19 protein-coding genes and 1 tRNA gene are annotated in these 25,185 nt (G+C 52.8%); 8 read left to right on the top strand and 12 right to left on the bottom strand.

Features of this window, described 5'->3' with window-relative positions; all coding sequences use genetic code 11:
* Window positions 1-35 precede the first annotated feature (35 nt).
* The 3 genes from BLQ82_RS01135 to BLQ82_RS01120 all read right to left on the bottom strand — a co-directional run bounded on the left by BLQ82_RS01135 (window position 36) and on the right by BLQ82_RS01120 (window position 5,765).
* Complete coding sequence (locus BLQ82_RS01135; RefSeq protein WP_244280665.1) at window positions 36-3,509, bottom strand: PAS domain S-box protein; 3,474 nt, start codon at window positions 3,507-3,509, stop codon at window positions 36-38.
* A gap of 457 nt (window positions 3,510-3,966) precedes the next feature.
* Window positions 3,967-4,965, bottom strand: coding sequence for a HAMP domain-containing sensor histidine kinase (locus BLQ82_RS01125; protein WP_082722799.1), 999 nt, complete (start codon window positions 4,963-4,965; stop codon window positions 3,967-3,969).
* An 83-nt stretch (window positions 4,966-5,048) separates the two neighbouring features.
* Window positions 5,049-5,765, bottom strand: coding sequence for a response regulator transcription factor (locus BLQ82_RS01120; RefSeq protein WP_062526583.1), 717 nt, complete (start codon window positions 5,763-5,765; stop codon window positions 5,049-5,051).
* 167 nt (window positions 5,766-5,932) lie between these two features.
* Between BLQ82_RS01120 and BLQ82_RS01115 the strand changes: the two genes are divergently transcribed.
* Complete coding sequence (locus tag BLQ82_RS01115; RefSeq protein WP_082722793.1) at window positions 5,933-7,837, top strand: serine hydrolase domain-containing protein; 1,905 nt, start codon at window positions 5,933-5,935, stop codon at window positions 7,835-7,837.
* Between the two features lie 367 nt (window positions 7,838-8,204).
* Here the strand turns inward: BLQ82_RS01115 and BLQ82_RS01110 are convergent.
* Window positions 8,205-8,288: transfer RNA gene (locus tag BLQ82_RS01110), tRNA-Leu, on the bottom strand.
* A gap of 222 nt (window positions 8,289-8,510) precedes the next feature.
* On the opposite strand from BLQ82_RS01110, the gene BLQ82_RS01105 reads away from it, so the two are divergent.
* From BLQ82_RS01105 to BLQ82_RS01090, 4 genes are all read left to right on the top strand, one after another.
* Entirely contained in the window at window positions 8,511-8,978 is a 468-nt protein-coding gene (locus BLQ82_RS01105) for an Lrp/AsnC family transcriptional regulator (protein WP_074647582.1), read from the top strand.
* Entirely contained in the window at window positions 8,975-9,598 is a 624-nt protein-coding gene (locus BLQ82_RS01100) for a LysE family translocator (RefSeq protein WP_062526579.1), read from the top strand. The genes BLQ82_RS01105 and BLQ82_RS01100 overlap by 4 nt, the downstream gene beginning before the upstream one ends.
* Window positions 9,595-10,809, top strand: coding sequence for an MFS transporter (locus tag BLQ82_RS01095; protein ID WP_062526576.1), 1,215 nt, complete (start codon window positions 9,595-9,597; stop codon window positions 10,807-10,809). Before BLQ82_RS01100 ends, BLQ82_RS01095 begins: the two co-directional genes overlap by 4 nt.
* Before the next feature lie 103 nt (window positions 10,810-10,912).
* Entirely contained in the window at window positions 10,913-11,674 is a 762-nt protein-coding gene (locus BLQ82_RS01090) for a class I SAM-dependent methyltransferase (RefSeq protein WP_074647580.1), read from the top strand.
* Between the two features lie 34 nt (window positions 11,675-11,708).
* Here BLQ82_RS01090 and BLQ82_RS01085 read toward each other — a convergent pair whose 3' ends face one another.
* Both BLQ82_RS01085 and BLQ82_RS32305 read right to left on the bottom strand, forming a co-directional pair.
* On the bottom strand, window positions 11,709-12,938 hold the full coding sequence (locus BLQ82_RS01085) for a CynX/NimT family MFS transporter (protein WP_062526573.1): 1,230 nt from the start codon (window positions 12,936-12,938) through the stop codon (window positions 11,709-11,711).
* Between the two features lie 206 nt (window positions 12,939-13,144).
* Window positions 13,145-13,246 carry a sporulation protein YjcZ gene (locus tag BLQ82_RS32305; protein WP_202676401.1) on the bottom strand — a complete coding sequence of 34 codons (102 nt, stop codon included), beginning with the start codon at window positions 13,244-13,246 and terminating at the stop codon, window positions 13,145-13,147.
* Window positions 13,247-13,460: 214 nt separating this feature from the next.
* Here BLQ82_RS32305 and BLQ82_RS01080 point away from each other — a divergent pair, with 214 nt between their 5' ends.
* A complete protein-coding gene (locus BLQ82_RS01080) occupies window positions 13,461-15,176 on the top strand; it encodes an ABC transporter ATP-binding protein (RefSeq protein ID WP_062526571.1) in 1,716 nt (571 codons plus the stop codon).
* Between the two features lie 175 nt (window positions 15,177-15,351).
* On the opposite strand, the gene BLQ82_RS01075 is transcribed toward BLQ82_RS01080, so the two are convergent.
* From BLQ82_RS01075 to BLQ82_RS01065, 3 genes are all read right to left on the bottom strand, one after another.
* Window positions 15,352-16,299: a permease prefix domain 1-containing protein gene (locus BLQ82_RS01075; RefSeq protein ID WP_062526569.1), complete on the bottom strand. Its 948-nt coding sequence runs from the start codon at window positions 16,297-16,299 to the stop codon at window positions 15,352-15,354.
* 3 nt (window positions 16,300-16,302) lie between these two features.
* Window positions 16,303-16,641 carry a PadR family transcriptional regulator gene (locus BLQ82_RS01070; RefSeq protein WP_062526566.1) on the bottom strand — a complete coding sequence of 113 codons (339 nt, stop codon included), beginning with the start codon at window positions 16,639-16,641 and terminating at the stop codon, window positions 16,303-16,305.
* A gap of 130 nt (window positions 16,642-16,771) precedes the next feature.
* The gene (locus tag BLQ82_RS01065; RefSeq protein ID WP_062526564.1) at window positions 16,772-17,539 is read right to left on the bottom strand and encodes a helix-turn-helix domain-containing protein; all 768 of its coding nucleotides are present in this window, start codon (window positions 17,537-17,539) and stop codon (window positions 16,772-16,774) included.
* Window positions 17,540-17,684: 145 nt separating this feature from the next.
* On the opposite strand from BLQ82_RS01065, the gene BLQ82_RS01060 reads away from it, so the two are divergent.
* Window positions 17,685-19,946, top strand: a complete 2,262-nt coding sequence (locus tag BLQ82_RS01060) for an FAD-dependent oxidoreductase (protein ID WP_074647577.1) — start codon at window positions 17,685-17,687, stop codon at window positions 19,944-19,946.
* An 848-nt stretch (window positions 19,947-20,794) separates the two neighbouring features.
* Here BLQ82_RS01060 and BLQ82_RS01055 read toward each other — a convergent pair.
* Together BLQ82_RS01055 and BLQ82_RS01050 are read right to left on the bottom strand one after the other, a co-directional pair.
* Window positions 20,795-22,234 (bottom strand): DEAD/DEAH box helicase, encoded by a 1,440-nt coding sequence (locus BLQ82_RS01055; RefSeq protein WP_062526560.1) that lies wholly within the window; start codon window positions 22,232-22,234, stop codon window positions 20,795-20,797.
* Window positions 22,235-22,315: 81 nt separating this feature from the next.
* Entirely contained in the window at window positions 22,316-22,978 is a 663-nt protein-coding gene (locus tag BLQ82_RS01050) for an HD domain-containing protein (RefSeq protein ID WP_062526558.1), read from the bottom strand.
* Window positions 22,979-23,281: 303 nt separating this feature from the next.
* Here BLQ82_RS01050 and BLQ82_RS01045 point away from each other — a divergent pair, with 303 nt between their 5' ends.
* Window positions 23,282-24,556 carry a histidine--tRNA ligase gene (locus tag BLQ82_RS01045; protein WP_062526881.1) on the top strand — a complete coding sequence of 425 codons (1,275 nt, stop codon included), beginning with the start codon at window positions 23,282-23,284 and terminating at the stop codon, window positions 24,554-24,556.
* 109 nt (window positions 24,557-24,665) lie between these two features.
* Here the strand turns inward: BLQ82_RS01045 and BLQ82_RS01040 are convergent, their stop codons facing one another.
* Window positions 24,666-25,118, bottom strand: coding sequence for a GNAT family N-acetyltransferase (locus BLQ82_RS01040; protein ID WP_062526556.1), 453 nt, complete (start codon window positions 25,116-25,118; stop codon window positions 24,666-24,668).
* Window positions 25,119-25,185 lie beyond the last annotated feature (67 nt).

Genomic DNA, 25,185 nt, shown 5'->3' with positions numbered 1-25,185 from the left:
ATGACTGCAACTAATTATCATAACCCCTCTGTTTCTTATCTGAGGATATGGGCTGACCAATCCCTAAGCACCCGGTCCACCTCAGCCGGTGATATCGGCTTGGAGATGAAATCCTGCATGCCTGCTCTGAGACACAGCTCCTTGTCCTCTTTGCGCGCAAAAGCCGTTGCTGCAACAATAACGGGCGACAGCCCCATCTCGTGGCGTATTATACTTGTCGCCTCAATTCCGTCCATCTGCGGCATTTGGATATCCATGAACACCAGATCATATGAATGCGAGCGCACCATTTCTACGGCCATTTCCCCGTTTAAGGCCACATCAGCATAGTAGCCGCGCTTTTTGAGATAAGCCTGAAGCAATTGGAGATTCACCGGATGATCTTCGGCAACCAGAATGGACAGCGGGCCGTATTCGCCTTCGGAAGACGTTCTGTCCGGCGCCTCTTTTCCATTCCCGTTCTCCATGCCGGCCATAGGGATTTGCTGATAGGCAGGTTCGGACAAAGGCAGAAAAACATGGATGGTGAAGAAGAATTCCGCCCCTTCCCCTTCATTGCTTTCCACACCAATCATCCCGCCCAGCAGTTCAACCAGCTTTTTGCTGATTGCCAGCCCCAGGCCTGTGCCGCCGTACTTGCGGTTAATTGAAGGATGCAGCTGGGAAAAGGACTGAAACAGCAGTCCCTGGCTTTCCAGGGGAATGCCGATTCCGGTATCTTTTACCGTAAACTTAATAACCAGATCTCCGGTCTCGGCGATCGACTGCAGCTTCGCTGCAACGTGAATTTCACCTTCCTCGGTGAATTTTACCGCATTGCCAATGAGATTCACCAGAATCTGCCGCAAGCGGATCTCATCCGTCACCACAAGCAGCGGCAGATCAGGGTCCAGCTTACTGTCCAGAAGCAGACCTTTCTCCAGGGCTTTTGGATAAAACAGCTCCATGACATTCTTGATCACCTGGGCCAAGTCCACCGTCTGGAGGTCCAGCGTCATCATGCCGGCTTCAATCTTGCTGAAGTCCAGCACCTCGTTCAGAATATGCAGCAGGGACTCACTGCTTTTGTTGATGATTTCTGTATAGTATTGCTGTTCTTCATCAAGCTCTGTTCCCGCCAGAAGATCCGCCATGCCAATAATCCCGTTCATCGGCGTGCGCAGCTCATGGCTCATGATTGCCAGGAATTCAGACTTGGCGCGGTCTGCCTGCTCTGCAGACTCTTTAGCCCGCACTATAGCCTTCTCTTCGGTAATGTCCCGGAAGACGACAACCGCTCCCTTCCGTTCACCCTTATCAAATAATGGGGACATGCGGTATTTAACCAGAAAGCTGGAGCCGTCCTGTCTCCAGAATACTCCTTCCTTGTCCTCGTAAGAGACCTGGCCCGACAAGGAATCCGGCTGCGCCCACCGCCCGCTGGCATACGGCTCGGCGTCCAGCCATCTTTGTTCTACGGTATGCAGCTTAATGTTCCTTGCCAGTTCGCCGGGCTCATATCCCAGCATCGTCGATGCAGCCGGATTAATGAACATCGTTTCTCCCTGCAGATTCATGCCAAAGATACCTTCGGAGACTGAATTCAGAATAAGTGCATGCTCATAGCTGAGTTTCTCTATCTGCTGCAGATGACGTTTGTGTTCCGTAATGTTGCTGGTAATACTGAATACACCGACGGCTTGGCTGTTCACCATAATCGGTACATAGATCACGCTGACTTCAACGGAATAGCCTTCCCGGTGGATCAGCCTGCTTTCAAAGATCTGGGGGAGACCCTTCGCAGCCAGCTCAAAACGCTGCTCAGCCATTTCCAGTTCATCCGGATCAATAATCTCAGTGTGGCTGGCATGCAGCAGGCTATCATGCGGATACCCCGTTAATTGCTGCAGGCTGGCATTCAGCGATTGGATATGCCCGTTCAAATCCATGGCGCTAATCGCCGAAGGATTATATTCGAACAGGGATTTATAGAGATTCTCGCTCTCCAGCTGCTTCAACTCGTATTGCTTGCGCTCAGAGATATTGCGGGTGACGCAGACCATTTCCGCCGGGCCTCCCGGACCTGAACTGATATGGCGGAGCGTCGTTTCCGTCCAGAGGTAAGAGCCGTCCTTGCACAAAAACCGGAACATTATCGGCTCCAGCTTTTTGCCCTCCATGCTTTCCTGTAAGTACGCACGAACTTTGTCCAGATCCTCCGGATGAACATACCGCATGCCGCTTGAGCCTTCCATCTCCTCCGGTGTATAGCCGAGCATCTGCAGGCAGACCGGAGAAGCATACAAGTAAGTAGCTTCGTCGTCCGTCGCATTCCGGGAGATAAAATCCAGGGAATTCTCCGAGATCAGCCGGTAATTCCGCTCACTCTCACGCAGCTGCTCCTCCATCCGGTAACGTTCGGTGATATCCTGCACTATGCCGTTGATCTGCAGGGTTTTTCCGGCTGTATCCAGCACTACCTCCCAATGGGTATAGATGAACTTGCGCTCACCTTTGTCATTTTCAATCCTGAATACCGATTGGCCGTTAATCCCGGACTTCAAGGTCTTGCTCAGTTCGGCTCGAAGCAAGGCTATATCCTCGGGAACCACGCGGGCCAGCAGCTGCACATAATCGATATGGCTGTGTGTAGCCGCGCTGTTGTCCTGGCACAGATCAAAAATGGAGCGCAGCTGCTTCGAGACGGTCATCCGCCCATTCAGGGAGTCCCATTCCCATGAACCGATGTTTCCCAATTCCTGGGCAGTTGCAAGTAAATTCTCATATTTCTTGCGTTCCGTAATGTCGCGGGCAATAGTCAGAATCTTCTCCACGCCGCCCTGGCTGTCACGCATAACCTGAAACGAATTTTCGAGCCAGAGATAATGTCCGTCTCTATGCCGGGCCCGCTGGGTAAAGACATCACTGTCGGAATACATCTTCCCGTGCTGCTCCATTTCTATCGCATCTTCTTCATGGTAGAAATCAGGCCTTTTCCTGCCGATTACCTCGTCAATGGAGTATCCCAGCAGCTTCTCAACAGACGGCGACACATACTGCACCGTTCCGTCCGTGTCGGCAAAGGAGATTATGTCCGGCGTATTTTGCGTAATCAGATTATAGAGCAGACGGTCCTCTTCTATTTTTTTCTCGGCTAGCTTGCGGCTGGTAATTTCCGTCATCTCGGCAATCAGATGAAGAGGGGCGCCAGTAGCTTCATCGAATGTTAAAAAAATATGTAATGCAATCCAGATGATACTGCCGTCCTTGCGCACGAATCGTTTCTCTTTATCTACAGCCGCTCCGGGACTTTGCAGCAAATATTCCATAATAAGCTCATGATTGGCAGTAGGTTCATCCTCCGGCAATGCGGTATCCAGGTAACGGAGCTTCATCATTTCCTCTTCCGTGTAGCCGAACATGCTGCAAAGCGCAGGATTCGCCATCATCATGGTTCCGTCTTTCGTGGAGACTACTGCGAACCCTATAGAGGACTGCAAATACAGATGCTTAAAGAGTGTATCGGTCAAGTGATAGATCCTCCTCTGTGAAAGTGGGGACTGAAACTAATCATAGTATACCTTTTTTTCGGAAAAGTTGCTTCTGATGTGAAGGGGCGGGGGGGATTGTGAATGGAATTTCTGGGGAAATTGTAAAAAGGGAGCAGACTGACGCAGATAAGGGCCAGGACCAAGGATAGCCCGGCAAGCAGCCATTTGTCGTTATCCCACTCGTGCCCCAACAGGCCAAATTGATAGAAATGTCCGGTCATCTTGCCTTTAGTCATGAAGTCCAGCAGATACCAGGTGAAGCCAGCTATATACCCGGCCGATACGTTGCCAATCAGCAGTTCAGCGTTCACTAAAAAGACATATATAGTAGTCAGCAGCCACCAGAAAAGGAAAATCGGGGGATGACGTACCCGCTTGGCGTAGAGCGACTCGCCAATCCCCCCGTTCTCCAGCAGAGCAAGATGAGGGTAAACAATCAGGCTTCTTGTCCTGCTGCCGGTTCTCCGGTCCCGGATTTCTTGCAGACCACAAGCTCAAATACGGTTAGTCCGTTCCGGTTATCAAGTCTCAGTTCTCCTCTGTGCAGCTCCAGGATTTGCTTAGAGATCGCCAGCCCCAGCCCGGTGCCCCCATCTCCCGGCCGGGCCGCATCCCCGCGCACAAAGGGATCAAAAATCACATCCTTCAATTCATCGGATATTCCGCCCCCGTTATCCTGAACTCTAATCCTCACATCCTCAGCCAATTCCTCCAGAGCGATCAGTACCACCGTACCCCCGGTGTTATGCTGGACTGCGTTGGACAACAGGTTGGCTATGGCTCTGCGCATAAGGCCCGGGTCATAATCCGCCATAACCTCACCCGAAGGGATGTCCAGTTCCATGACCATTCCTTTTTCCTCCATGGAATCGTAATAATCAGCGGCAATTTCTCTCAGCAATTCAGCCAGGTCCCCCTGCTCAACCGATATAGGATAATCCGGACGCTCCAGCTTGGACAGTCTGAACAGATCATCAATCAGCGCAGTGACCACGGTTGCTTTGTTATAGATGAGCTGCAGGTACCGTTCCTTCTTCTCCTCACTATCCACCAAACCCACCTGCAGTGCCTTGGCATAGCCTTGAATCGTCGTAACCGGTGTTTTTAGATCATGGGACAGATCCGCCAGCATCCGCTGTTTGCTATCCTGCAGTCTGCGGTTCTCCCGCTCGGCCTGCTCCAGCGACTCTGCCATCTCATTAAAACGGTGCTGAATCACCGAGAACTCGTAATCCGCTGTAATAGAGAGACGCTCTTTATATTCTCCTTTGCCCATTCTCTCTATAGCCTCCGCAATATGCTCCAGCGGCCTGGTAATGCGTTTGACCATCAACTGGCTGAATATATAAATACTCATGCCAAACAGCCCCAGCATCAGCAGCAGTGTGGGCAGTGTAAATTCTATGGTTTGAGTATCGATATCTAGAGCGATCATCAGAAAAACTGCAGCAACCAGCCCCAACGTAAGGGCAAAGTAAACATAGGATCGGATCAACTTGGAGAAAAGCTTCGTTTTTTTCAGCGGAAATCATCCTTTTTGGCAAACTTATAACCCAGTCCCCGGATCGTCCGGATATACACAGGTTGCTTCGGGGTTTCCTCCACCTTGTCCCGCAATCTGGAGATATGCACCATAATGGTATTGGCATCCTCATAATAATGTTCCGACCAGACCTGCTCGAACAATTGTTTCTTGGTAAAAATGCGCCCAGGCGCATTCATCAGCGTGGCCAGCAGCTTATATTCGATTGCGGTTAATGAAATCTCCCGCCCGGCCTTATACAACACGCAGTCCGTGTGGTCAAGCATCAGCTCACCGATACTGGTAGGCTCCAGGGTATCCTGAACGGGTCCTGCCGGTTCATTGAAATCATAGGTACGCCTTAGCATGGCATGGATCCGGGCCACAACCTCCAGCGGATTAAACGGTTTGGAGATGAAGTCATCGGCGCCCAGACGCAGGCCCAGAATCTTGTCACTGTCCTGATTTTTGGCAGAGAGCAGAATAACCGGCAGCTTGTACTCCGCGCGGAGCAGCTGCAGCAATTGAACACCGTTAAGCTCAGGCATCATAATATCAAGCACGGCCAGATCAATGGATTCCTGCTGAATGCATGTCCATGCCTCAGCACCATTATAAGCCTCTAAGATTCGCAGTCCTTCCTTCTCCAGAAAAAGCTTCAAAAGCTCTATAATTTCCCGGTTGTCGTCGACGAGCAGTACCGTCCGCTGCACATCCAAGCCTCCTCATTCATTCCCGCTTTCATGTTCATTAGTCTATCATATTCCGTGCTTTTGTTAAGCGATTTAAGGTTATTGTAAGATTGGCGACATAGCTGTGAAAGAATTCTCCCTTATGCTAATCACAGAAGATTTACACAGCATTAGTTTTGGAGGTTCTGATGATGAAGTTGAAATCTGTTTTAATCGTTTCTGTTATTTTATGGATGGGCACTTTCGGGACTGTCTCTGCAGCTCAAGCAGCCGGCACGGATGACGCCCTTACGCAGGAACGGCTTGAGGAAACCCTGACCCCTCTCCTTAATAAAATCATGGAGGAAGATCACATTCCGGGCACGGCTGTTGTGGTAACAGAGGGGGAACGCATTGTATTCAGCAAGGGATACGGCTATGCCGATGTCGGGAAACAGCTTCCTGTCGATCCCGGACATACCGTAATGCGGGTCGGATCGCTCACCAAGTCCATGACTGCAGCAGCGGTCATGCAATTGAAGGAGCAAGGGAAGGTAGCGATGGACCAGGATATTAACACTTATTTGACAAACTTCAAGGTCCCCCTATACCACGGCCTTCCCATTACCCTGCATCACCTGCTGACGCATACGGCCGGGTTGGATGAAGGTGTCTACCACCTGGCGGCGCCATCTGCCGGCAAGGCTGTGCCTGCGGAGACATTCCTGCGGCAGTATCTGGACACGCAGCCCCCCGTTCGCGAGCCGGGGACAGAATATGCTTACAGCAATCCCGGAGCAGGCCTTGCCGGCTTCCTCGTTGAACAAGTAACGGGAAGTACGCTGGAGGCTTACATGCAGCACAATCTGTTCGGGCCCCTGCAAATGCCGAGTGCCAGCCTGGCTCATCAGGAAAGCGACCCGGACATGGCTAAATCCTATCAATATCAGGAGGGAAGCTTTCAGGAAATCCCCTATTCTTACCCGAATCTGCCGGGGGCAGGCGCCCTCAGTGTGATACCTGATGAATTGGCTCACTACATGATCGCTTTGTTGAATGAAGGCAGCTATCATGGACAGCATATCCTTAAACAAACTACCGTAGAAGAAATGCAGGCCCGGCAGTTTACAGAGCATCCGGGTGTGGAAGGCGTAGGTTATGGCTTGTTCCGGAATCGTACGGACAACGGGATTCTCACCCTGTCCCACACAGGAGACATCGACGGCTTCGCTGCCAAAATGCAGCTGATTCCTGAGCATAAACTTGGCATATTAGTTGTGAGCAATGCCCAATCACCCGGAAAGCCGCTGCGCGATCAAGTGACAGATGCTATTGTGCGCCTCCTGCCTGAACCACTGATTCAGGAGCCGGCAGTAGCTCCCCCTTCCTCTCCTGACTTAGAGCAATATGCGCGTACCTATACCATGGGTCTGGGGCCGCAGCATGGCTGGGGCAAATGGTTCAGATGGCTGGGCGGGAAAAACTTTGATGTGCAAAATGCAGGGGAAACGCTGCGGATTACAGGGGTCTTTCCGGAGGGAACGGGATCGGAGGAGTCTAAAACCTATATTCCTGTTCGGGAAGGATTGTTCCGGGACAAAGAGAGCGGGGAGTTCATCTCGTTCCACCAGCAAGAGGGCGTCTGGAAGCTAACCTTTATCCAGGGGGTAACTATAAAGGAGAAACCTGCGTTCTTACAGCAGCCTTCTACTCTTCTGGCCATTTATGCCGGTATTGGATTGGCGTGGCCCGTTATGGTTCTCATTGGGCTGATTCGAAGCATACTGCGGTTCATCCGGCGTATAAAGCCAAACAGACCGGGCCATGTGGCATTTATCGCGTCCGTTTTTACAGTTTTCCTGATCGGCCAGCTCCTGTACGGCAACTCGCAGGTTCTCTTCGGCTATCCGGCATGGTATGCCTGGGGATTCTCGTCTCTGCCTTTTCTTGCTGCCGCTGCGGCAATCCACCTGGGCATTAAGACTGTAAGGCAGCAGCAGAATACGGATGAAAAGCGGATGGTCCGATACGGACGTTACCTGCTGGTAGTCATGAGCTTGGGCTATACTTTCTTTTTGTACTATTGGAATATGCTCTCTGTTCATTTTTCTTAACCATTTGGAGGCCGAATGTAGCACCAATTCACCTTGGCAGGTGAATGAAAACGTGGAATTTACGCCCGGGCGATGTACAATATGCAGGATTATCGCCCATTGGGTGTGGTTAGGGTTCACATTGTTGTACATCGTGCAGTCTGAATCAGCCGGGAAAATCGTATTTTTCACCAATCAGCGTCTTCTCTGTCCGCTTCATCCAACAGATGGACCTGGGCGCTACCGCATCGCATGATTCTTCTGAAGCTTCCAAGTGCCACAACAATCCACATCCTTTTGCATTATATAGTTTGCTAAATATTAAAAAAACCGTTCCCTTGGTTAATGGATGGTACTCCATTTCACCAAAGGAACGGTTTTTGTGAGATGCGGTCAAGAGGACTCGAACCTCCACGATATTGCTACCACTGGCACCTGAAGCCAGCGCGTCTGCCAATTCCGCCATGACCGCATATTATACAGTTCAGCGTTTTAATCGCTGTAAGTAAGACTATACTCTTTTTTCGAATAAAATGCAAGAGATTTTAATTGCAGCTTAGACAGCCATAACGATCTTCTTTCAAGACCAAAGCAAACTGCGGATTACACCATTTATTATAAGATAAATATCTTGATTAAATTAATTATATAAGATAAATTGTGATATATACATAATAAAGAAAGGTTGAGTGCTGTGGATGCCATTGATTACAAAATCATCAGGGCTGTAATGGACAATGGAAGGATCACCTGGGCTGAGCTGGCCGGACTGCTTGGCCTCTCCTCACCGGCGGCAGCAGACAGAGTGCGGAAGCTGGAGGAACAAGGCCTGATTAAGGGATACACCGCGCTGATCGATGCTGAATCTGCCGGCTACGGGCTGGGAGCGCTGATTGCGGTCTCGCTGGAGCGTCCGGCGCACCGGCAGGCTTTTTTGGAACTGGTGCAGAAGCTGCCGGAGATTCAGGAATGCCATCATACGGCCGGGGATGACGATTATGTGCTGAAGGTGCGCTGCCGGGGGACCCGTGATCTCGACCGGATCATCAGCGAGGAGCTGAAAAGCCTGCCTGGCATTGTCCGCACCCGTACAACCATTATCTTGGGAACGGTCAAAGAAACCCCGAATGTCCCGCTGCCCCCTTCGGAACAAGCTCCATGATCTTCTGGGCTCCCCTTCTCAGCGGCATCGGCTTTGGCTTCGCCGTAGCCGCTCCTGTCGGCCCCATGTCTCTGCTCTGCATGAACCGGACCCTGCAGCAGGGCTTCTGGGCAGGCTTAGCCACCGGTTTCGGAATTGCTCTGGCCGATGCCGGATATGCCCTGGTTACCGTTTCCAGCTTTAATATTGTGAATGATTTCACTTCTGCCTATGCCGTGCCGCTCCGGTTGTCCGGCAGCCTGGTGCTTGGGCTTTTGGGTGCAAGAAGCCTGCAACCGGTTGAGTCCAGCTCCAAGCCGGAAACCAGCCGCAGCGGCATCCCCTATTGTCTGTTGTCATCTTTTGTGCTGACCTTGGCGAATCCGGCCACCATTCTGAGCTTTGCGGCGCTCTCGGCTTCGCTTGGAACTGCCGTCGGGAGCTCCTGGTTTCTGCCAGCGGGAATCGCAGCCGGCTCAGTCTGCTGGTGGCTGCTGTTCACCTCCATACTCAAATGGATCAGCGGTAAACTTCCGGCGTCCTTCACCCGCTGGCTGAACCTCTCTTCAGCAGTCACCTTGATGTTGTTCAGCTTGTACGGCATCCTCGCCGCGCTTAACGGGATGGGAGGTACGAAATGAACCCTAACACTGAACAGTTCCAGTCAGCTGTACCAACACAAAAAAAACGATCTCTGGGCTCATTTCTGGGCGGATATTTCATCTCCAGAATTGGAGACGCGCTTTATACCTTCTGTCTCCCCTTGCTTTCCTACAGACTGACGGGGTCTGTGCTTGTCATGAGCTCCCTGTTCGCGGTGAGTGTGCTGCCCGTGATCCTCTTTGCCCCGTTTGCAGGCGTCATTCTCGACCGTTTCAACCGCAGGCGGCTGATGCTGGCAACCGATTCGGCTAGAATGGTCCTTATAGCGCTAATTCCCATTCTGGAATATTATGGCCTGTTAGCCCTATGGTGCCTGTATGTGATCGCTTTGCTCTTATCCTTATTGTCCACAGCCTATGATATAGCAATATTTACCATTATTCCGTCTTTTTCAGGAAAAGAGCTGACCCGTGCCAATGCCGGAGTGCAGACTGCCGGTCAGCTCGCGGATATGCTCGGGCCGGCGATTGCCGGAGGCTTGGTTTCCGTACTGACCATTTCTTCTATCCTGTGGCTGGACGTGGCCTCTTTTGCTGCGATTCTGTATGTGCTGTACAAGCTGCCTTATGAGCCGTTAAAAGATATGGCGCCCAGCAGCGTTTTTGCAGACATTGCTCAGGGCTTCCGCTGGCTGATTCGCAGTCCGGTGCAGTTGTCTCTCTCTGTACAGGCGTCGATCGGCAATTTCGGTTATAGCGCGGCCTATGCCACACTTACCTACTATCTTATTACGACACTGCATCTGCCAACCGGCCAGATCGGCTTAACGTACACAATGCTCGCCGCCGGAGGTGTAGCCGGCAGTCTGGGGGTCATCGTGCTGGACCGGCATTTCCGGCGGGGCCGGCTGATTCCAATCCTGCTGCTAATTGGGACCTGCGGATTCATGCTGGTTGCCTGGGGACATACCTGGCTGGCTCCGGGGATTGGGTTCGCTCTGGTATCCGGCTGCAATACAGCCTGGTCCGTTTTGTCCGCTTCCATCCGTCAGGAAAAGGTTCCGCCCGCAATGCTGGGCAGAGTCTTAAGCTTCTCCAGAGTGCTGACCCGCACTGCCATTCCCGCCGGAGCCTTGCTTGGAGGCTGGATGAGCGGCGCACTTCCGGCGGCTTCTGTTTTCCTTTTGGCCGCTGGCGCAAAGCTAATAGAGGCAGGCATTGCTGTTGTCTCACCCATCCGCAGGTTGTGATAGGCTATACCAATTACTTTTATACGATTTATATATTTCACTTATAAGTGCACGCTATGATACAACAGTAGTAATTCCTGCTTCATCCGAAAGGAGCATTCTAATGAACCAGCAGTGGAATACCGGAACTTATGATAAGGATATGGCTTTTGTTTCCCGCTTTGGAGAGCCGCTGATTGAACTGCTGCAGCCCCAGCCCGGCGAGAGGATTATCGATTGGGGCTGCGGCACCGGAGATTTGGCTGCGGCCATTGCCGGGTATGGTGCCTTTGTCACCGGAATCGATGCATCGCCGGATATGATTGCCGCCGCACGCAGCAAACATCCGCAGCTGGAGTTCGTGCTCGCCGACGGCCAGGCCTACCGCTCGGAGCTTGCTGCGGACGCCATATTCAGCAATGCCGCACTCCATTGGCTGCGGGATGCAGAGGGGGCTGTGTCCAGCATGGCCGCCAGCCTGCGTCCCGGAGGCCGCCTCATCGCCGAATTCGGCGGGCAGGGCAACATCGCCTCTGTTACAGCCGGGCTGCCGCGCGCCTTCGAGGCTATCGGGTTCAGCGGCAAGCTGGAGCTGCCCTGGTATTTCCCCAGCATCGGAGAGTACGCTGCCTTGCTGGAGCAGAACGGCTTCACAGTCGGTCTGGCCCTTTGCTTCGACCGCCCTACTCCGCTTCAAGGCGGAGCGCAAGGGTTGGTGCGCTGGCTGAATACCTTCGCAGACGGAATTCTGAGCGTATTGCCCCCTGATCAGCGCACGGAAGTTCTCGCTTTTCTCGAACAGGAACTGAAGCCGCAGTTATTCCAGGGCGATCAATGGGTTATGGACTACAGGCGAATCCGTGTGGCCGCCAAGAAAAATTCCTGATTCACGCATCCAGGCGGAAGCGGCTCCATCTGCCTTAATTGCGGTCGCCTACGAACCGGCTGCTGCCCGCACCAAGCCCTGCCACGAACAGCAAGATACTCGCCACAACCAGTAACGCCAGCGGAACGTTCCAGCTATGGGTCACATCATGCAGCAGCCCGAATAGTGCGGGCCCCATTGCCGCCAGCAGATACCCGACAGATTGGGCCATGCCGGACAGCTCGCTGGCTTCCTGTGTGCTGCGGGTCCTCAGACTGAAAAACATCATTGCAAGACCGAAGGCAAACCCTCCGGCGATTCCGATACCAATCGCCCAAACAGCCATCCAGGCAGTGCTGCCCAGCCAGACACCGAGAATACCCATCATGAACAGAATGAATGTTATGATCACCAGGCTGCGCTGGTTTTTCATCCGGCCTGCCCAGAGCGGCACGAAAAAGGTAAACGGCAGCTGGGCCAGCTGCATAAGGGACAGAATCCAGCCTGCATGGCTGGAGGACATCCCCCGCTCACTCAAAATCACGGAAAACCAGGCGATCAGCACGTAATACAGCAGCGATTGCAGGCCCATGAACAGGGTAACCTGCCAAGCGAGCGGGGATCGCCAGATCCGGATGGAGGATTGTTTGTGATCTCCAGTACTTCCCTTAGTCATATTCCGCATCTGCGGAATCCAGAATATTGTTGCTAACGCGGCTACTGCAAACCACAGTGCCAATGTGCCCCGCCAGCCGATTCCGGCATGCTGCGCCAGCGGAACACTGATGCCTGAGGCGGCAGCGGCACAGATATTCATGGATACGGTATACACACCCGTCATAAGTCCAATCCGCTCTGGAAATTTCCCCTTGATGAGTCCCGGCAGCAGCACATTGCAGACAGCTATGGATAACCCGATCACCGCAGTGCCTGCGAACAGCATAAACGCGCCTGAGCCCGAACGGATCAGAATGCCTATGGACAAGGCCAGCAGGGCGAGCATAAGAACATTGGCGGTGCCAAACCGGCGGGCGAGCTGCGGCGCAAAAGGCGACAGCAGCGCAAATGCCAGCAGCGGCAAGGTCGTAATTGCTCCCGCCAGCGTGTTGGACAACCCCAAATCATCGCGGATCAAGCCCAGCAGGGGGCCAACGGATGTAAAGGGAGCACGGAGAGCGGCAGCCACAAAAATAATGCCCACCACCAGCAGACTGCGGGTTGCTCCGGTGTCCGGCCGTGCCTTGTCCAGTTCCAGTGTAGCAGCGGTTTGTTGTTTGGATTTCATAATTTCCTCCCGGTTGCAGCACATTCTCTGAACCAAACCACAGGCTTGTCCGGGGGAATGCGCTTTTCTATGTAATAATCATATTGTTTCATTATATTCTTTTGCCGCTATTCCTGCACAGGTTCTAGAGACGCCGGCCGCTGCATGCAGCAAAAAAAAGCCAGTCCTTGGAGACTGGCTTGTTGAACATATAAGAGGAATTGCAATTATACCCAGAGAGATTTAGTAATGATTACGAGCAGGATGAACAGAACCAGAATGGCACCAGTAGACGTAAAAGCGCCGTACCCTCCAACATTTTCGCCCATGATTACTCCTCCTTCTTACTGGAATACATTTAAATTATGTAGCAAGGGTGAATTGGGATTGGGTGTTTCGGCAAAAAACGCTGGCGCTGTTCATTATAATTATCTTTTCCGTTGACAAATCCCTCCACCCTCTTTAGTATCCTTAACATGAGGTTCTTATTGAGAATGACTCTCAACAGGGTAACACAACCATACAGAAATGAGTGAACAAGAGATGCTGCGTCGCTTTTTTTCCTATTACCGTCCTTATAAAAAATTGTTTATTCTCGACTTCACCTGTGCAGTGGGAGCCGGGCTGCTGGAGCTGGCCTTTCCGGTGGCGGTCAATAAATTCATTGACGATCTGCTGCCGGGTCAGAACTGGCCGCTGATTCTGATCGCCTGTATCGCGCTGATGGCCATTTACGCCTTGAATACAGTGATGCAATATATCGTCACCTACTGGGGCCATATGCTGGGGATCAATATCGAAACGGATATGCGCAAAAAGATGTTCGATCACATCCAGAAATTATCCTTCCGTTTTTTTGACAATAACAAAACCGGGCATCTGATCGGCCGGATCACAAATGACCTGAACGATATCGGCGAGGTGGCGCATCATGGGCCGGAGGATGTGTTCATCGCCGTTATGACGCTTGTAGGCGCATTTGTCCTGATGGCCGATATTAATCTCAAGCTGGCGGTTATCACCTTCATTGTGGTTCCGCTCATGGCTTGGATTATCATCCACTTCGGCCGCAACATGACCAACACCTATCATCAGCTCTTCGGCAACGTGGGCAGCTTCAATGCCCGGATCGAGGATAATGTCGGAGGCATCCGTGTGGTTCAATCTTTTGCCAATGAGGAACATGAGAAGCAGCTTTTTGCCGTCGACAACCAGATGTTCCGCTCAACCAAGCTGATGGCGTACAAGCTGATGGCCAAAAGCTCATCGGTCAGCTATATGATGACCCGTCTGATTACGATCGTTGTGATGATCTGCGGCGCCTGGTTCTTCATTCAGGGAGAGCTTGAGATTGGCGAATTCGTGGCCTTTATTCTGCTGTCCAATATCTTTTTCCGCCCGATTGACAAAATCAACGCCGTGATCGAGAGCTATCCGAAAGGGATTGCCGGTTTCAAACGCTACCTTGAGGTCATTGATACGGAGCCTGATATCGCTGACAAACCCGGCGCTGTGGATGCCGGTCCGCTGCGCGGAGATATCGTTTTTGACCAGGTCGGCTTCGGCTATGATCCGGGCCGGCCGGTGCTGGATGGCATCAGTCTGAGGGTAAATGCCGGGGAAACCATTGCTTTTGTAGGGCCTTCAGGGGCCGGAAAAACGACCATTTGCAGCCTGCTGCCCCGCTTCTATGATGTCACCGGAGGTTCAATCTCCATCGATGGAACCGACATCCGCGACATGAAGCTGAACGCGCTGCGCAAGCAAATCGGGATTGTGCAGCAGGATGTCTTCCTCTTCTCCGGCACCATCCGCGAGAACATTGCCTACGGCAAGCTGGATGCCGGACTGCCGGAAATCTGGGAGGCGGCCAGACGCGCCCATCTGGAGGACCTGATTAATGGCCTCCCGGACGGTATGGATACCGTGATCGGGGAACGCGGCGTGAAGCTCTCCGGCGGGCAAAAGCAGCGGCTGGCCATCGCCCGGATGTTCCTGAAGAATCCGCCGATTCTGATTCTGGATGAAGCGACCTCGGCACTGGACACCGAGACGGAAGCGGCAATCCAGCAATCGCTGGCGGATCTGTCGGTAGGACGGACGACCCTTGTTATCGCCCACCGTCTCACCACGATCAAAAATGCCGACCGGATCATTGTCGTCAATGAAGACGGCATCTCCGAGGAGGGCCGTCACGAGGAGCTGGTGAACGCCGGAGGTACCTACAGCCGCCTGTATCAGGCGCAATATCACGCGTAGACGGCTTGCAGCGTTGCGTAAGGTAGAAAATGAGTGGAATGAATGAAACCTCCTTCTCTTGCTTCCGCTTGTCTCCCGTTCCTTCCGGACTCTAGAGTCCGGAAGGAACGGGAGTGTGGATTCTTGCCAGGATTTGATCAAATTCATGCTCATACCCGTGTCAGCTGTATAAAACTTAATTCACCTGAAGCCTCGGATGATCCCATCTTCGCGAGAGCACGTACAACCCGTAGCCGAGCACATTCGTTAACAGGAAAAGCAGCACCCAAGCCACATTGCCGCGGCGCTCATAATAGGCGTTCATGCTTGCCCATACGGCAAAGAGCAGAACGTATCCCCCTAGCAGGAACAAACCCAGGCTGTAAAAGAAAGTATAGTTAAAATAAGTCATTGCCACATGAACGACAAACGGATACTGTGTCTGGTCAAGATCAGGATCTGCAGGGTTATATCCAACTTCGCTGAACGCATTGGTTTTGACAAAAAATCCGTCTTGCTTGGGCGCGGGAGCATCCTCTGAGTCATTCACAAATCTCAGCATCCCTTTCGCAAGCGGGTTCCCGGCATACATGAACAGGTTCACTCTATGATCCACGCCTCTATCATCCACGCTCCCATAAATCGGCTCCACGCTCACCCCTTTGACGCCCCAGGTGCGGTCCACCCAGTTCTGCAATTTCCGCTGCAGAGGCTCAGACAATGACTCAGTTCCACGGACATTGGCTTCCCCCTGTACCATAGCATAGGCCTCTTTAGGATACTTGGACACGGCCCATTCATTCCACACTCCGATGATCAGCCCGAGAACAACGGCGCTTAGTAAAAGCAGGGAGAAAGCGCCTTTAAGGACAATGCCTGCAAAGGTTCTTTTAATTTTGTAGATGCGCACCAGTTCTTTCTTCACCTCACCCAGCTCTCCAAACCGCGCAAGCGCTTCGGTTACGGCCTCCTCCTCCGGCAAACCCTGCTGCATCTGTTCAAGTACAGATGAGGTAAGATTGGCCGTCATTTCCTCGCGGAAATCATTCACCTGGTCGCTTGGCTCCTTCATTTGCCGGCACAGATTCTCTACATATGCTGCAATACGCCCGGCAGATTTACCCTTCAGCTTGTAATCAGTCATGATCTATTCCCTCCCCAATAATGAATCCATAAAATTCCGGAAGATAGTCCAGCCTTGTCTGCTCCCGCGCAGCCGGTCCTCGCCCGCAGCAAGCAGACGATAATATTTTCTTCTGCCGCCGCCGCTCGCTTCGTGTTCCCCGCCCCAAAAAGCTTCCACGACTCCCTGTTTCTCCAGCCGCTTCAGCGCCATATACAAGGTAGCCTCTTTGAGGTCAAAAGCTCCGCCGCTGATGTCGCGGACTTTCTTGGCAATCTCATAACCGTACATCGGCTTCTCTTTTACAATGCTGATCAAAATAATATCGATGTAACCCTTGAGCAGCTCTTTTTCAAACTCCAATCTCGTCCCTCCCCAAGTACTTCGCGTTATTAAGTACATCGTATTATAATATTCCGTGAAACGCAAGTATTGGCTGCACCAATAAGCCGGAGATCTGTGATCCCCGGCTTCTGTCTGCCATATGTTATCCTTACACCCGGCTCCGTCTGCGGTATTCTGAGGGGCTGACGCCCATGGCTTTGGAGAAGACTCTGCTCAGGTAAAAGCCGTTCTCATACCCGCAGCGCTCGGCAATCTGTGCGAGGGTGAGCGTGCTATCGGCCAGCAGGCTGCGCGCTTTTTTGAGCCGGACCGCTTGGAGATAATCGGAAGGCGTCACCTGAAAAGCCTCACGGAACCGTCTGGTAAGCTGTACCGGACTTAATGCCAGCTGACGGGCCAGCTCCTGAAGGCTGACTGCCTTCCCCGCCTGTTCTTCCAGCAGCCGTGCTGCTTCCGCCATTAGAACATCTTCGGTGAATTTCGTCTCCTTCCGCCGGCTCTGTCTGCGCTCCCATTGAATCAGCTGCCATAAATCCATAAGAAGATGATTTTTCCAGCGCTCAGAAGGCAAGTCATTCTCCTCGCCCGCCTGACGCAAATAAGCATAGGTCAAAGCGAGCCGCTTGGTATCGTTGATTAACGATCTGCCGGCAGGCGGAAGAAGCTGTGCCGCCTCCTCATTGCTGGCGCTGAACTGCAAATAGTGAAAGGTCAGCGGAGTGATGGCTGCCCGGCGGAAGGAAACCCCCGGCGGACACAGCACCACATCGGCAAAGCCCGCTTCCCCCGAATGAGCTCCAATTTCATAACGGAATACACCATCTTCCACGGCAAAAGCCACCCAAGTATCATAGAGATCTTCTGCCAGATCGAAAGCTCCCTTCTGCCGCCAGTAAATATGGTTCAAAAGCTCCATGAATCATCCATCTCCAGTGAAATAAAGTATATGTTGTATGATAATATAGTGCATTTAAAAAGTAAATCTCTGAGAATATGATGAAATTAGAGATATGAATTAATAATTCAGGTTCATCCAAATGAGGTCATGGGAGTGAATGGTTATGAAGCAGGAGCTAGTGGACAATGACATTACGGTAATCGGCGGCGGACTGGCCGGGGTATGTGCAGCCATTGCTGCAGCCAGACTGGGGCAAAAGGTGGCGCTGGTGCAGAACCGCCCGGTTCTCGGCGGCAACTCCAGCAGCGAGGTGCGCGTCTGGGTCTGCGGGGCAACTGCGCATGGAACGAACCGTTATGCCCGGGAAACAGGCATTATGGGCGAGCTTTTCGTGGAGAACCAGTACCGGAACCCGGAGGGCAATCCTTATCTTTGGGATCTGGTGGTTCTGGAGGCTGTAAAAGCTGAAGCGAATATTACCCTGTATTTGAATACAGATGTCCATGAGGTGCAGGCTGAAGGCTCGGAGGATGACCGGACGATCACTGCCGTGGTGGGCTGGATGATGGCCTCGGAGCGGCGGATTACGTTCAAGAGCAGTGTCTATCTGGACTGCACAGGCGATGGTCTCATCGGCTTCCTGGCCGGGGCGAAGTTCTCTCTGGGGCGGGAAGCCCGCAGTGAATACAACGAAGAGTGGGCTCCCGAGGTGGCTGACGGCATCACACTGGGCAGCACAATTCTGTTTTATACCAAAGATGCGGGGGTACCGGTGAATTTTGTCCCGCCTTCTTTTGCCAGGGATATTTCGGAAACGACGATTCCGCTCCGCCGGGTGATCCGAAGCGGCGACTCCGGCTGCCACTACTGGTGGATTGAATGGGGCGGCGAGCATGACACGGTGCATGATAATGAGATGATCCGCGACGAGCTGTGGTCGGTTATTTACGGCATTTGGGACTATATCAAAAACTCCGGCAAATTCGGCGCCGATAACATGACGCTGGAATGGGTCGGCGCGCTGCCCGGCAAACGCGAATACCGGCGGTTCATCGGCGACTACGTGCTGAACCAGAATGACATTATCGCCCAGCGTGAGTTCGCGGACGGCGTGGCGTTTGGCGGCTGGTCGATCGATCTCCATCCCCCGCAGGGGATGTACGCTGAAGCCAGCGGCTCGAAGCACATGCATGCGGACGGGGTGTATCACATCCCCTTCCGCTCCCTGTATTCCGCCAATGTGCGGAATATGCTGATGGCCGGGCGCGATATCAGCGCCTCCCATGTCGCCTTCGGCACGACGCGGGTGATGGCGACCTGCGCCGTCATCGGCGAAGCCGCCGGCACCGGGGCGGCGCTGAGCCGCCGCCTGGGCGCCACGCCGCGCGAGCTGCAAGCGCGGCACCTTGCGGAGCTGCGGCAGACGCTGCTGCGGCAGGACGCCTCGGTCATCGGCCTGCGCAGCACCGATGAAGCGGATCTTGCACGCCGGGCGCGGGTCAGCGCCTCCAGCGTGCAGTCCGCACTGGAGCTGGCGCAGCCGGGCGAAGCCTACCGGCTGCGGCAGGATGTGGCCGTGCTGTTCCCGGCAGACCCGGGAATCAGCGGATTTGAACTGCTGCTCGACGCGGAGCAGGCAGCGGAAGTGACGGCCGAGCTGTGGGACACCGGCCGCGGGGAGAATTACGTGCCGCATACGTTGCAGGCACGGGCAACCGCACATGCCGAAGCCGGGCGGCGGCAGTGGGTGGCCTTTGATCTGCAGTGGCAGCCGGAGCAGCCGCAGAACGCTTTTGTGATCATCAAGGCGAACCCTGCGGTCAGCCTTCATCATTCGCTGGAGCCGCACAGCGGGGTGCTGGTCTTCTTCAAGGATGAGCAGCCGCAGGTCTCCAAGGAACTGGAGGACCACTCCACAGATCAGCTCGTCGTCCTCTGGAAGATGAAGGGTCAGGCCCGCCGGCCCTTCTGCTTCCGGCTGGGTTCGCCAACCGCGGCGTTCGCGGCGGACAAAGCGGTGAACGGCTACCACCGTCCTTACGGCGGACCGCAGCAGTGGATGTCGGAGCCGATGAAGGAAGGCAAGCCGGAGTGGCTGCAGCTGGATTGGGATGCTGAGCAGACGTTTGGCGAGATTCATCTAACCTTCAACGACGATGTCAATGAGGACCTGGTGAATCTGCACCATCACCGCACACCTTTTGCCATCATCCCCGAACTGGTCCGTAATTACCGGGTGGAAGCCCTCGGCGCCGGCGGAGAATGGACGGAAATTGCCGCCGGAACCGGCAACCGCAAGCGCAAGGTTGTTCACCGGCTGCCGGAGCCTGTGCAGGCACGAAGCCTTCGGGTCGTGATTGAATCCACGAACGGAAGCCGCCATGCGGAGCTGATCGAGATTAGGGCCTATGGGGACGCTCATTAGTAACAGCGTTAATCTGCCGCTTGTTAAAGCAGTGGAATAATACCATTAGCTTGCTAAAATTCCGTACTGGTCAGCTAAAATGGAAAAAGTACCGCTAATTTGTTCCCCGTGTATTCGGCAACTTAAGATAAATAAGTATCATTAATCTGGCTCACTTTAATCCCGATAGGGGATTCTAGCTAAATTAGGTTTATTTCCCCATCTGAATCTCCGCGATTGCTTATTGCGGCGGGATTAAGTACGTATTACAAATTTTCTAAAATACCCTGCACTGGACAGTTATAGTGGAAAAAGTACCACTAATTTACTCAAAACCCCTGTGTTGGGCAGACTAGGTGGAATAAGTATCACTAATTGGGCTCACTTTAGTCCCGATAGGGTATTTTAGCCAAATTAGGTTTACTTTATCCACCTGAATCTCCGCGATTGCTTATTGCGGCGGGATTAAGTTTACTTTTTCCACTTAGCTCCCTACGGCTGGAGTTGTAATAGGATGGTCTAACACAAACAGAAACGGCTTAGCTATCCTTTTTAAGTAGCCTATGCTTCCGAAGCAGCGATACAGACTATCGCTTTCTGATACCGTTTCAGCGAGAAAGAGCCGGATGATTTATAGCAGGGAACATCTTGAAACAAAGCCGCTGCAAGGCCCAAAAGGCGATGCAGCGGCTTGTTTCAACTTGCCTAATATTGTTTTACCTCCTTGCCTACTTCTGCCTCATCCCCGCCGCTACGCCCCTGCTCTCTTCGCAAGATGCACCTTCAGCAGCCCTTCACGTAGTTTCAACTTGTCAATTACTGCTGCTTCTCCTTGCCTACTTCTGCCTCATTCCCGCCACTGCGCTACCCTACTTCTTCGCAATATGCACCTTGAGCAGCTTGCCCTTCACGGTGGTGTCCTTCATCGCTTGCAGCACCTGCGCGCCTTTGCCGTTCAGGATGTCAACATAAGTAACATTGTCCTGGATCGTGATGATCCCGATGTCATCAGCGGTGATCCCCTCCAGCTTGGCAATGGTGCCGACGAAATCGACGGCCCGCAGCTTCTTTTTTTTGCCCCCGTTAAAATACAGCTTCATGATGTCCTCGTTCATGACCTCAGTCTTGCCCTTCTTGCGGACCTGCTGCTTGCCCAGCTTCGCTTCAAATGCAGGCTTGGCGTAAGCCACGGCATCCTCCGAAGGAGCTTTCATCACCGGGAGGCTGAATCCGATATAGCTCTCAATCTCCTCAACCCACTTGTGCTCGTTCGGTGTGGCGAAGGTGATGGCTTTGCCGCTTTTGCCGGCGCGTGCGGTGCGTCCGGTACGGTGCACGTAGCTCTCTTTTTCCATCGGAATATCGTAGTTGATCACATGGGTGATGTTCTCAATATCAATCCCGCGCGCGGCCACATCGGTGGCGATCAGATAGCGGAACTGGCCTCTTTTAAAAGCGTTCATCACCTCAAACCGTTCGTCCTGCATCATCCCGCCGTGGATTTTGTCCACCGGATACTCCAGGTCCGCCATGCCGCGGAACAGATCATTCACCTGCTCCTGCGTCCGGCAAAAAATAATGCAGCTGTCCGGATTCTCCACCGTAAGCAGGTCGAGCAGCAGCCCAAACTTGGCAGCTTGTCTAACTTCAATCAGGGCATGCTCAATCGCCGCTGTTGTAATGCCACTGGCTTCAATCTCAATATCTGCCGGTCTGCTCATATACTTCAGGCACAGATTCTTCACGGCATCCGGCAGTGTCGCGGAAAACAGCATTGTCACGCGCTCCCGGGGCAGCTTCTGGATAATCTGCTCAATCTGCTCGATGAACCCCATGCTCAGCATCTCATCCGCTTCATCGATCACCAGATATTTGATCCGGTTCAGCGGCAGCGTGCCGCGCTCGATATGGTCGAACACACGTCCCGGCGTGCCTACAACGATATGCGTTTTTTGTGTAAGCTCTTGTTTTTGCGGGGCAAACGGCTGCTTCCCGAACAAAGCGACTGCCTTAATCCGTTTGAAGCGCCCGATATTCGTGATGTCTTCCTTAACCTGTGCGGCCAGCTCGCGGGTCGGCGTCAGCACCAAAGCCTGCGGCTTGTTCTCCGCCCAGTCCGCCAGTTCACAGAGCGGGATGCCGAATGATGCCGTTTTGCCGCTGCCGGTCTGCGACTTGACGATGAGATCCTGACCTTTCAGGGCAACAGGAATAACCTTGCTCTGCACCTCGGTAGGCTCCAGATAATTCAACACATCCAGCGCGCGGATAATCTCTTCATTTAAGCCATAATCTCTAAATACACTCATGTAGTTGTCAACCTCTTCTATGCCGATTGTTCCGGTTCAAGCGGGATTTCCCGCGTTCCTTCCATCTTGTGCATTCTAATATTATAACAGCTTCCGGCTCCCTTGATTCCATTCCTTATAAAACTGTTCCAAAAAGCTCTCCATAAACGCGTGCCGCTCCTCCGCCAGCTTGCGCCCGTAGGATGTATTCATCAAGTCCTTCAATTTCAGCAGCTTCTCGTAAAAATGATTGACCGCCGTTCCCTTGGAATAGTCGCGGTACTCCTTCTGCAGAGATTCGTCACGCGGTGCAATTTCCGGATCATAGACCGGACGTCCCTTGGCTCCCGAAAAAACCATCACCCGCGTAATCCCGATTGCACCCAGCGCATCCAGCCGGTCCGCATCCTGTACCACCTGGCCTTCAAGGGTAGCCATGGGCTTGCCCCCTCCGCCGCTAAAAGACATCGTTTCAATGATCTGCATAATATGCCCGATCTGCCCTTCATCGCTTAGATGCCCGGCCAGCCAGCTATGTACTTTGTGAAGTCCCGCTTCTTTGGATGGATTCAGCTTCTCGTCTGCCACATCATGCAGCAGCGCGGCTATTGTACAGATAAACACATCGGCCTGCTCCATCTCTGCGATCAGCGCCGCCGTATTGCGCACACGGTCCGTGTGGAACCAGTCATGGCCGGTTGTGTCCCGGCCCAATTGCTCTTTGGCGAATTTTTCGGCTGCGGTAATGATTTGTGTATCGTTCATAGTATAATGCTCCCTTTGCTCTGCAAAATGATAGAATCTGCGGGCGGGCCTTGCACGACTTCTCCCGTTCCGCTATAATGTGCTGTAATCCAGCCTTGAAAGGATCTGATGCTCATGAACAGCATAACTATCATACTGAATCGGCATCATCACCACAAGCAGCGTTAGCACTCCTGAACATTTTCCAGGGAGGGCTGACGCATTTTGCGTTTGGCCTCCCTGCCGCATATTTGCGCGCGGGACCACGAGGTCCGGCGCGTTTTTTATTTGTACAGAGCTGAAAAGGAAAAGGGGTTAATAATTATGCAGAACGTTAAAGGAACCTATGATTATTTCGGCCGGGAGCAGGCCATCCGTCAGAGAGTCCGCTCCACGCTGAGCGAATTGTTTGAACTCTATGATTTTGAATCCATGGACACCACTCTGCTGAATGAGCTGGAGCTGCTGACCTCCAAATATGCGGGAGGCGACGAGATTCTCCGGGAGATGTATCAGCTTACCGATCAAGGCGGCCGCCAGCTCGGACTACGTTACGATCTGACGATTCCTTTTGCCAAAGTGATCGCCTTGAATCCGGGCATTGAATTTCCTTACAAGCGCTATGAGATCGGCAAGGTATTCCGCGATGGCCCGGTCAAAAAAGGCCGCCTGCGCGAATTCCTGCAATGCGACGCCGATGTGGTGGGCATTGCCGGCCCGCAGGGAGAAGCCGAGCTGATGCAGCTTGCGGCGGAAGCCTTCCGCAGACTGGAGATTCCCGTCATCGTGAAATGGAACAACCGGCGGTTTCTCGGGGAAATTCTGACGGCCGTCGGCGTGCCAGCGGAGGAGCATCTCTCAGTGATGCTGACGCTCGACAAACTGGCCAAAATCGGCAGCCGCGGCGTGCTCACAGAGCTTGAAGGGAAAGGAACAGTTCCCGTTGCTGTAAGTGCGCTCGCTGAGCTGCTGAACATGAATGCTCCATCTTTTGAAGAGCTGGCGGAGAAATATGGACTGGGCGGGCAACCGGGTGCTCTGGAGGTGCTGGCTCTGCAGCGGCTGATCGCGGAGATTGGACTTGCGGAGACCTGCGTATTCGATCCATTTCTGTCACGGGGTCTGTCATTCTACACAGGAACGGTATACGAGATCTTCGATGCTTCCGGTGCCTACACTTCCAGCCTTGGCGGCGGAGGCCGATATGATTCAATCATCGGAAAGCTGGTGGGGCGTGAGGACATCGAATATCCCACGGTGGGCATATCCTTCGGCATGGAGTCGATTATGGCTCTGCTTGGCGAACGGCCTATCCGTGAGGAAGCTTCGGGGGTGCTGGTCATACCCGTCGGAGAGTGTATGCCGCAGGCCTTGACAGCAGCCGCTGCAATCCGTGCTGCCGGCATCCGTACTGCTGTGGATGCCGGGAAACGCAAGCTGAAGAAAACGCTGGCCGCAGCGAGCACGAAGGGAATCCGCTACGTCATTCTGATTGGGCAGAGCGAAGCGGCTGAAGGCAAGCTCCGGCTCAAGGATATGTGGCAGCAAAGCGAAGAGCTGCTTACGGTGGAAGCTGCCGTTGCTGTCATCAGAAAATAAGACTGAATCTGGAAATTGAAACAGCGGCCGCCAAGGACGATAAAATAAAGTCCTAGACTGCCGCTGTTTCATTGAACTAACGTTATCCGTTAGTTGAATAAACAGCCGGTTATAAATCTTGTGATAGTCGTATCATATCTATAACTTGCATGCCGTTTTCAAATATTTTTTCATTATAATGTCTAACAAAAAAGTCTCTGTCTATCCCAATTATTCTAAATCCGCATTTCTGATAAAGGGCAAGCTGCCCCATGCCGGAATTTCCGGTACCGACTTCAATTGTTTTATACCCCAATTCAGCGGCAATTTGTACAGCATGCTTTACAAGCTGTTTTCCGGCTCCTTTGCCTTGATGCTTTTCATCAACGGCTACATTCACTAATTCAACTGTGTCGGGTCTTGTTGGTAATAAAACATAGACTCCAATGATTTGGTCATTTAGAGAGCCGATGAAGCACTGTCCTCTTTGAAGATATTCTTCCACAAGTTTTCGGGATGGATCTGCTAGTAACAGCAATTCAAATGGCGGTACTTCATTGGCATTTAACTTTCGGATTTGCATTTTGTCCCTCCGTTCCAGATTCGCTGCTTACCTGTGGTAAAAATCCTTCCAGCAGTTTGTTATTTCC

Source organism: Paenibacillus jilunlii (assembly GCF_900102965.1).
Lineage (GTDB): Bacteria > Bacillota > Bacilli > Paenibacillales > Paenibacillaceae > Paenibacillus_AQ > Paenibacillus_AQ jilunlii.
The sequence above is the reverse complement of the archived record's forward strand: the minus strand, read 5'-3'. Positions and strand labels throughout refer to the sequence as shown.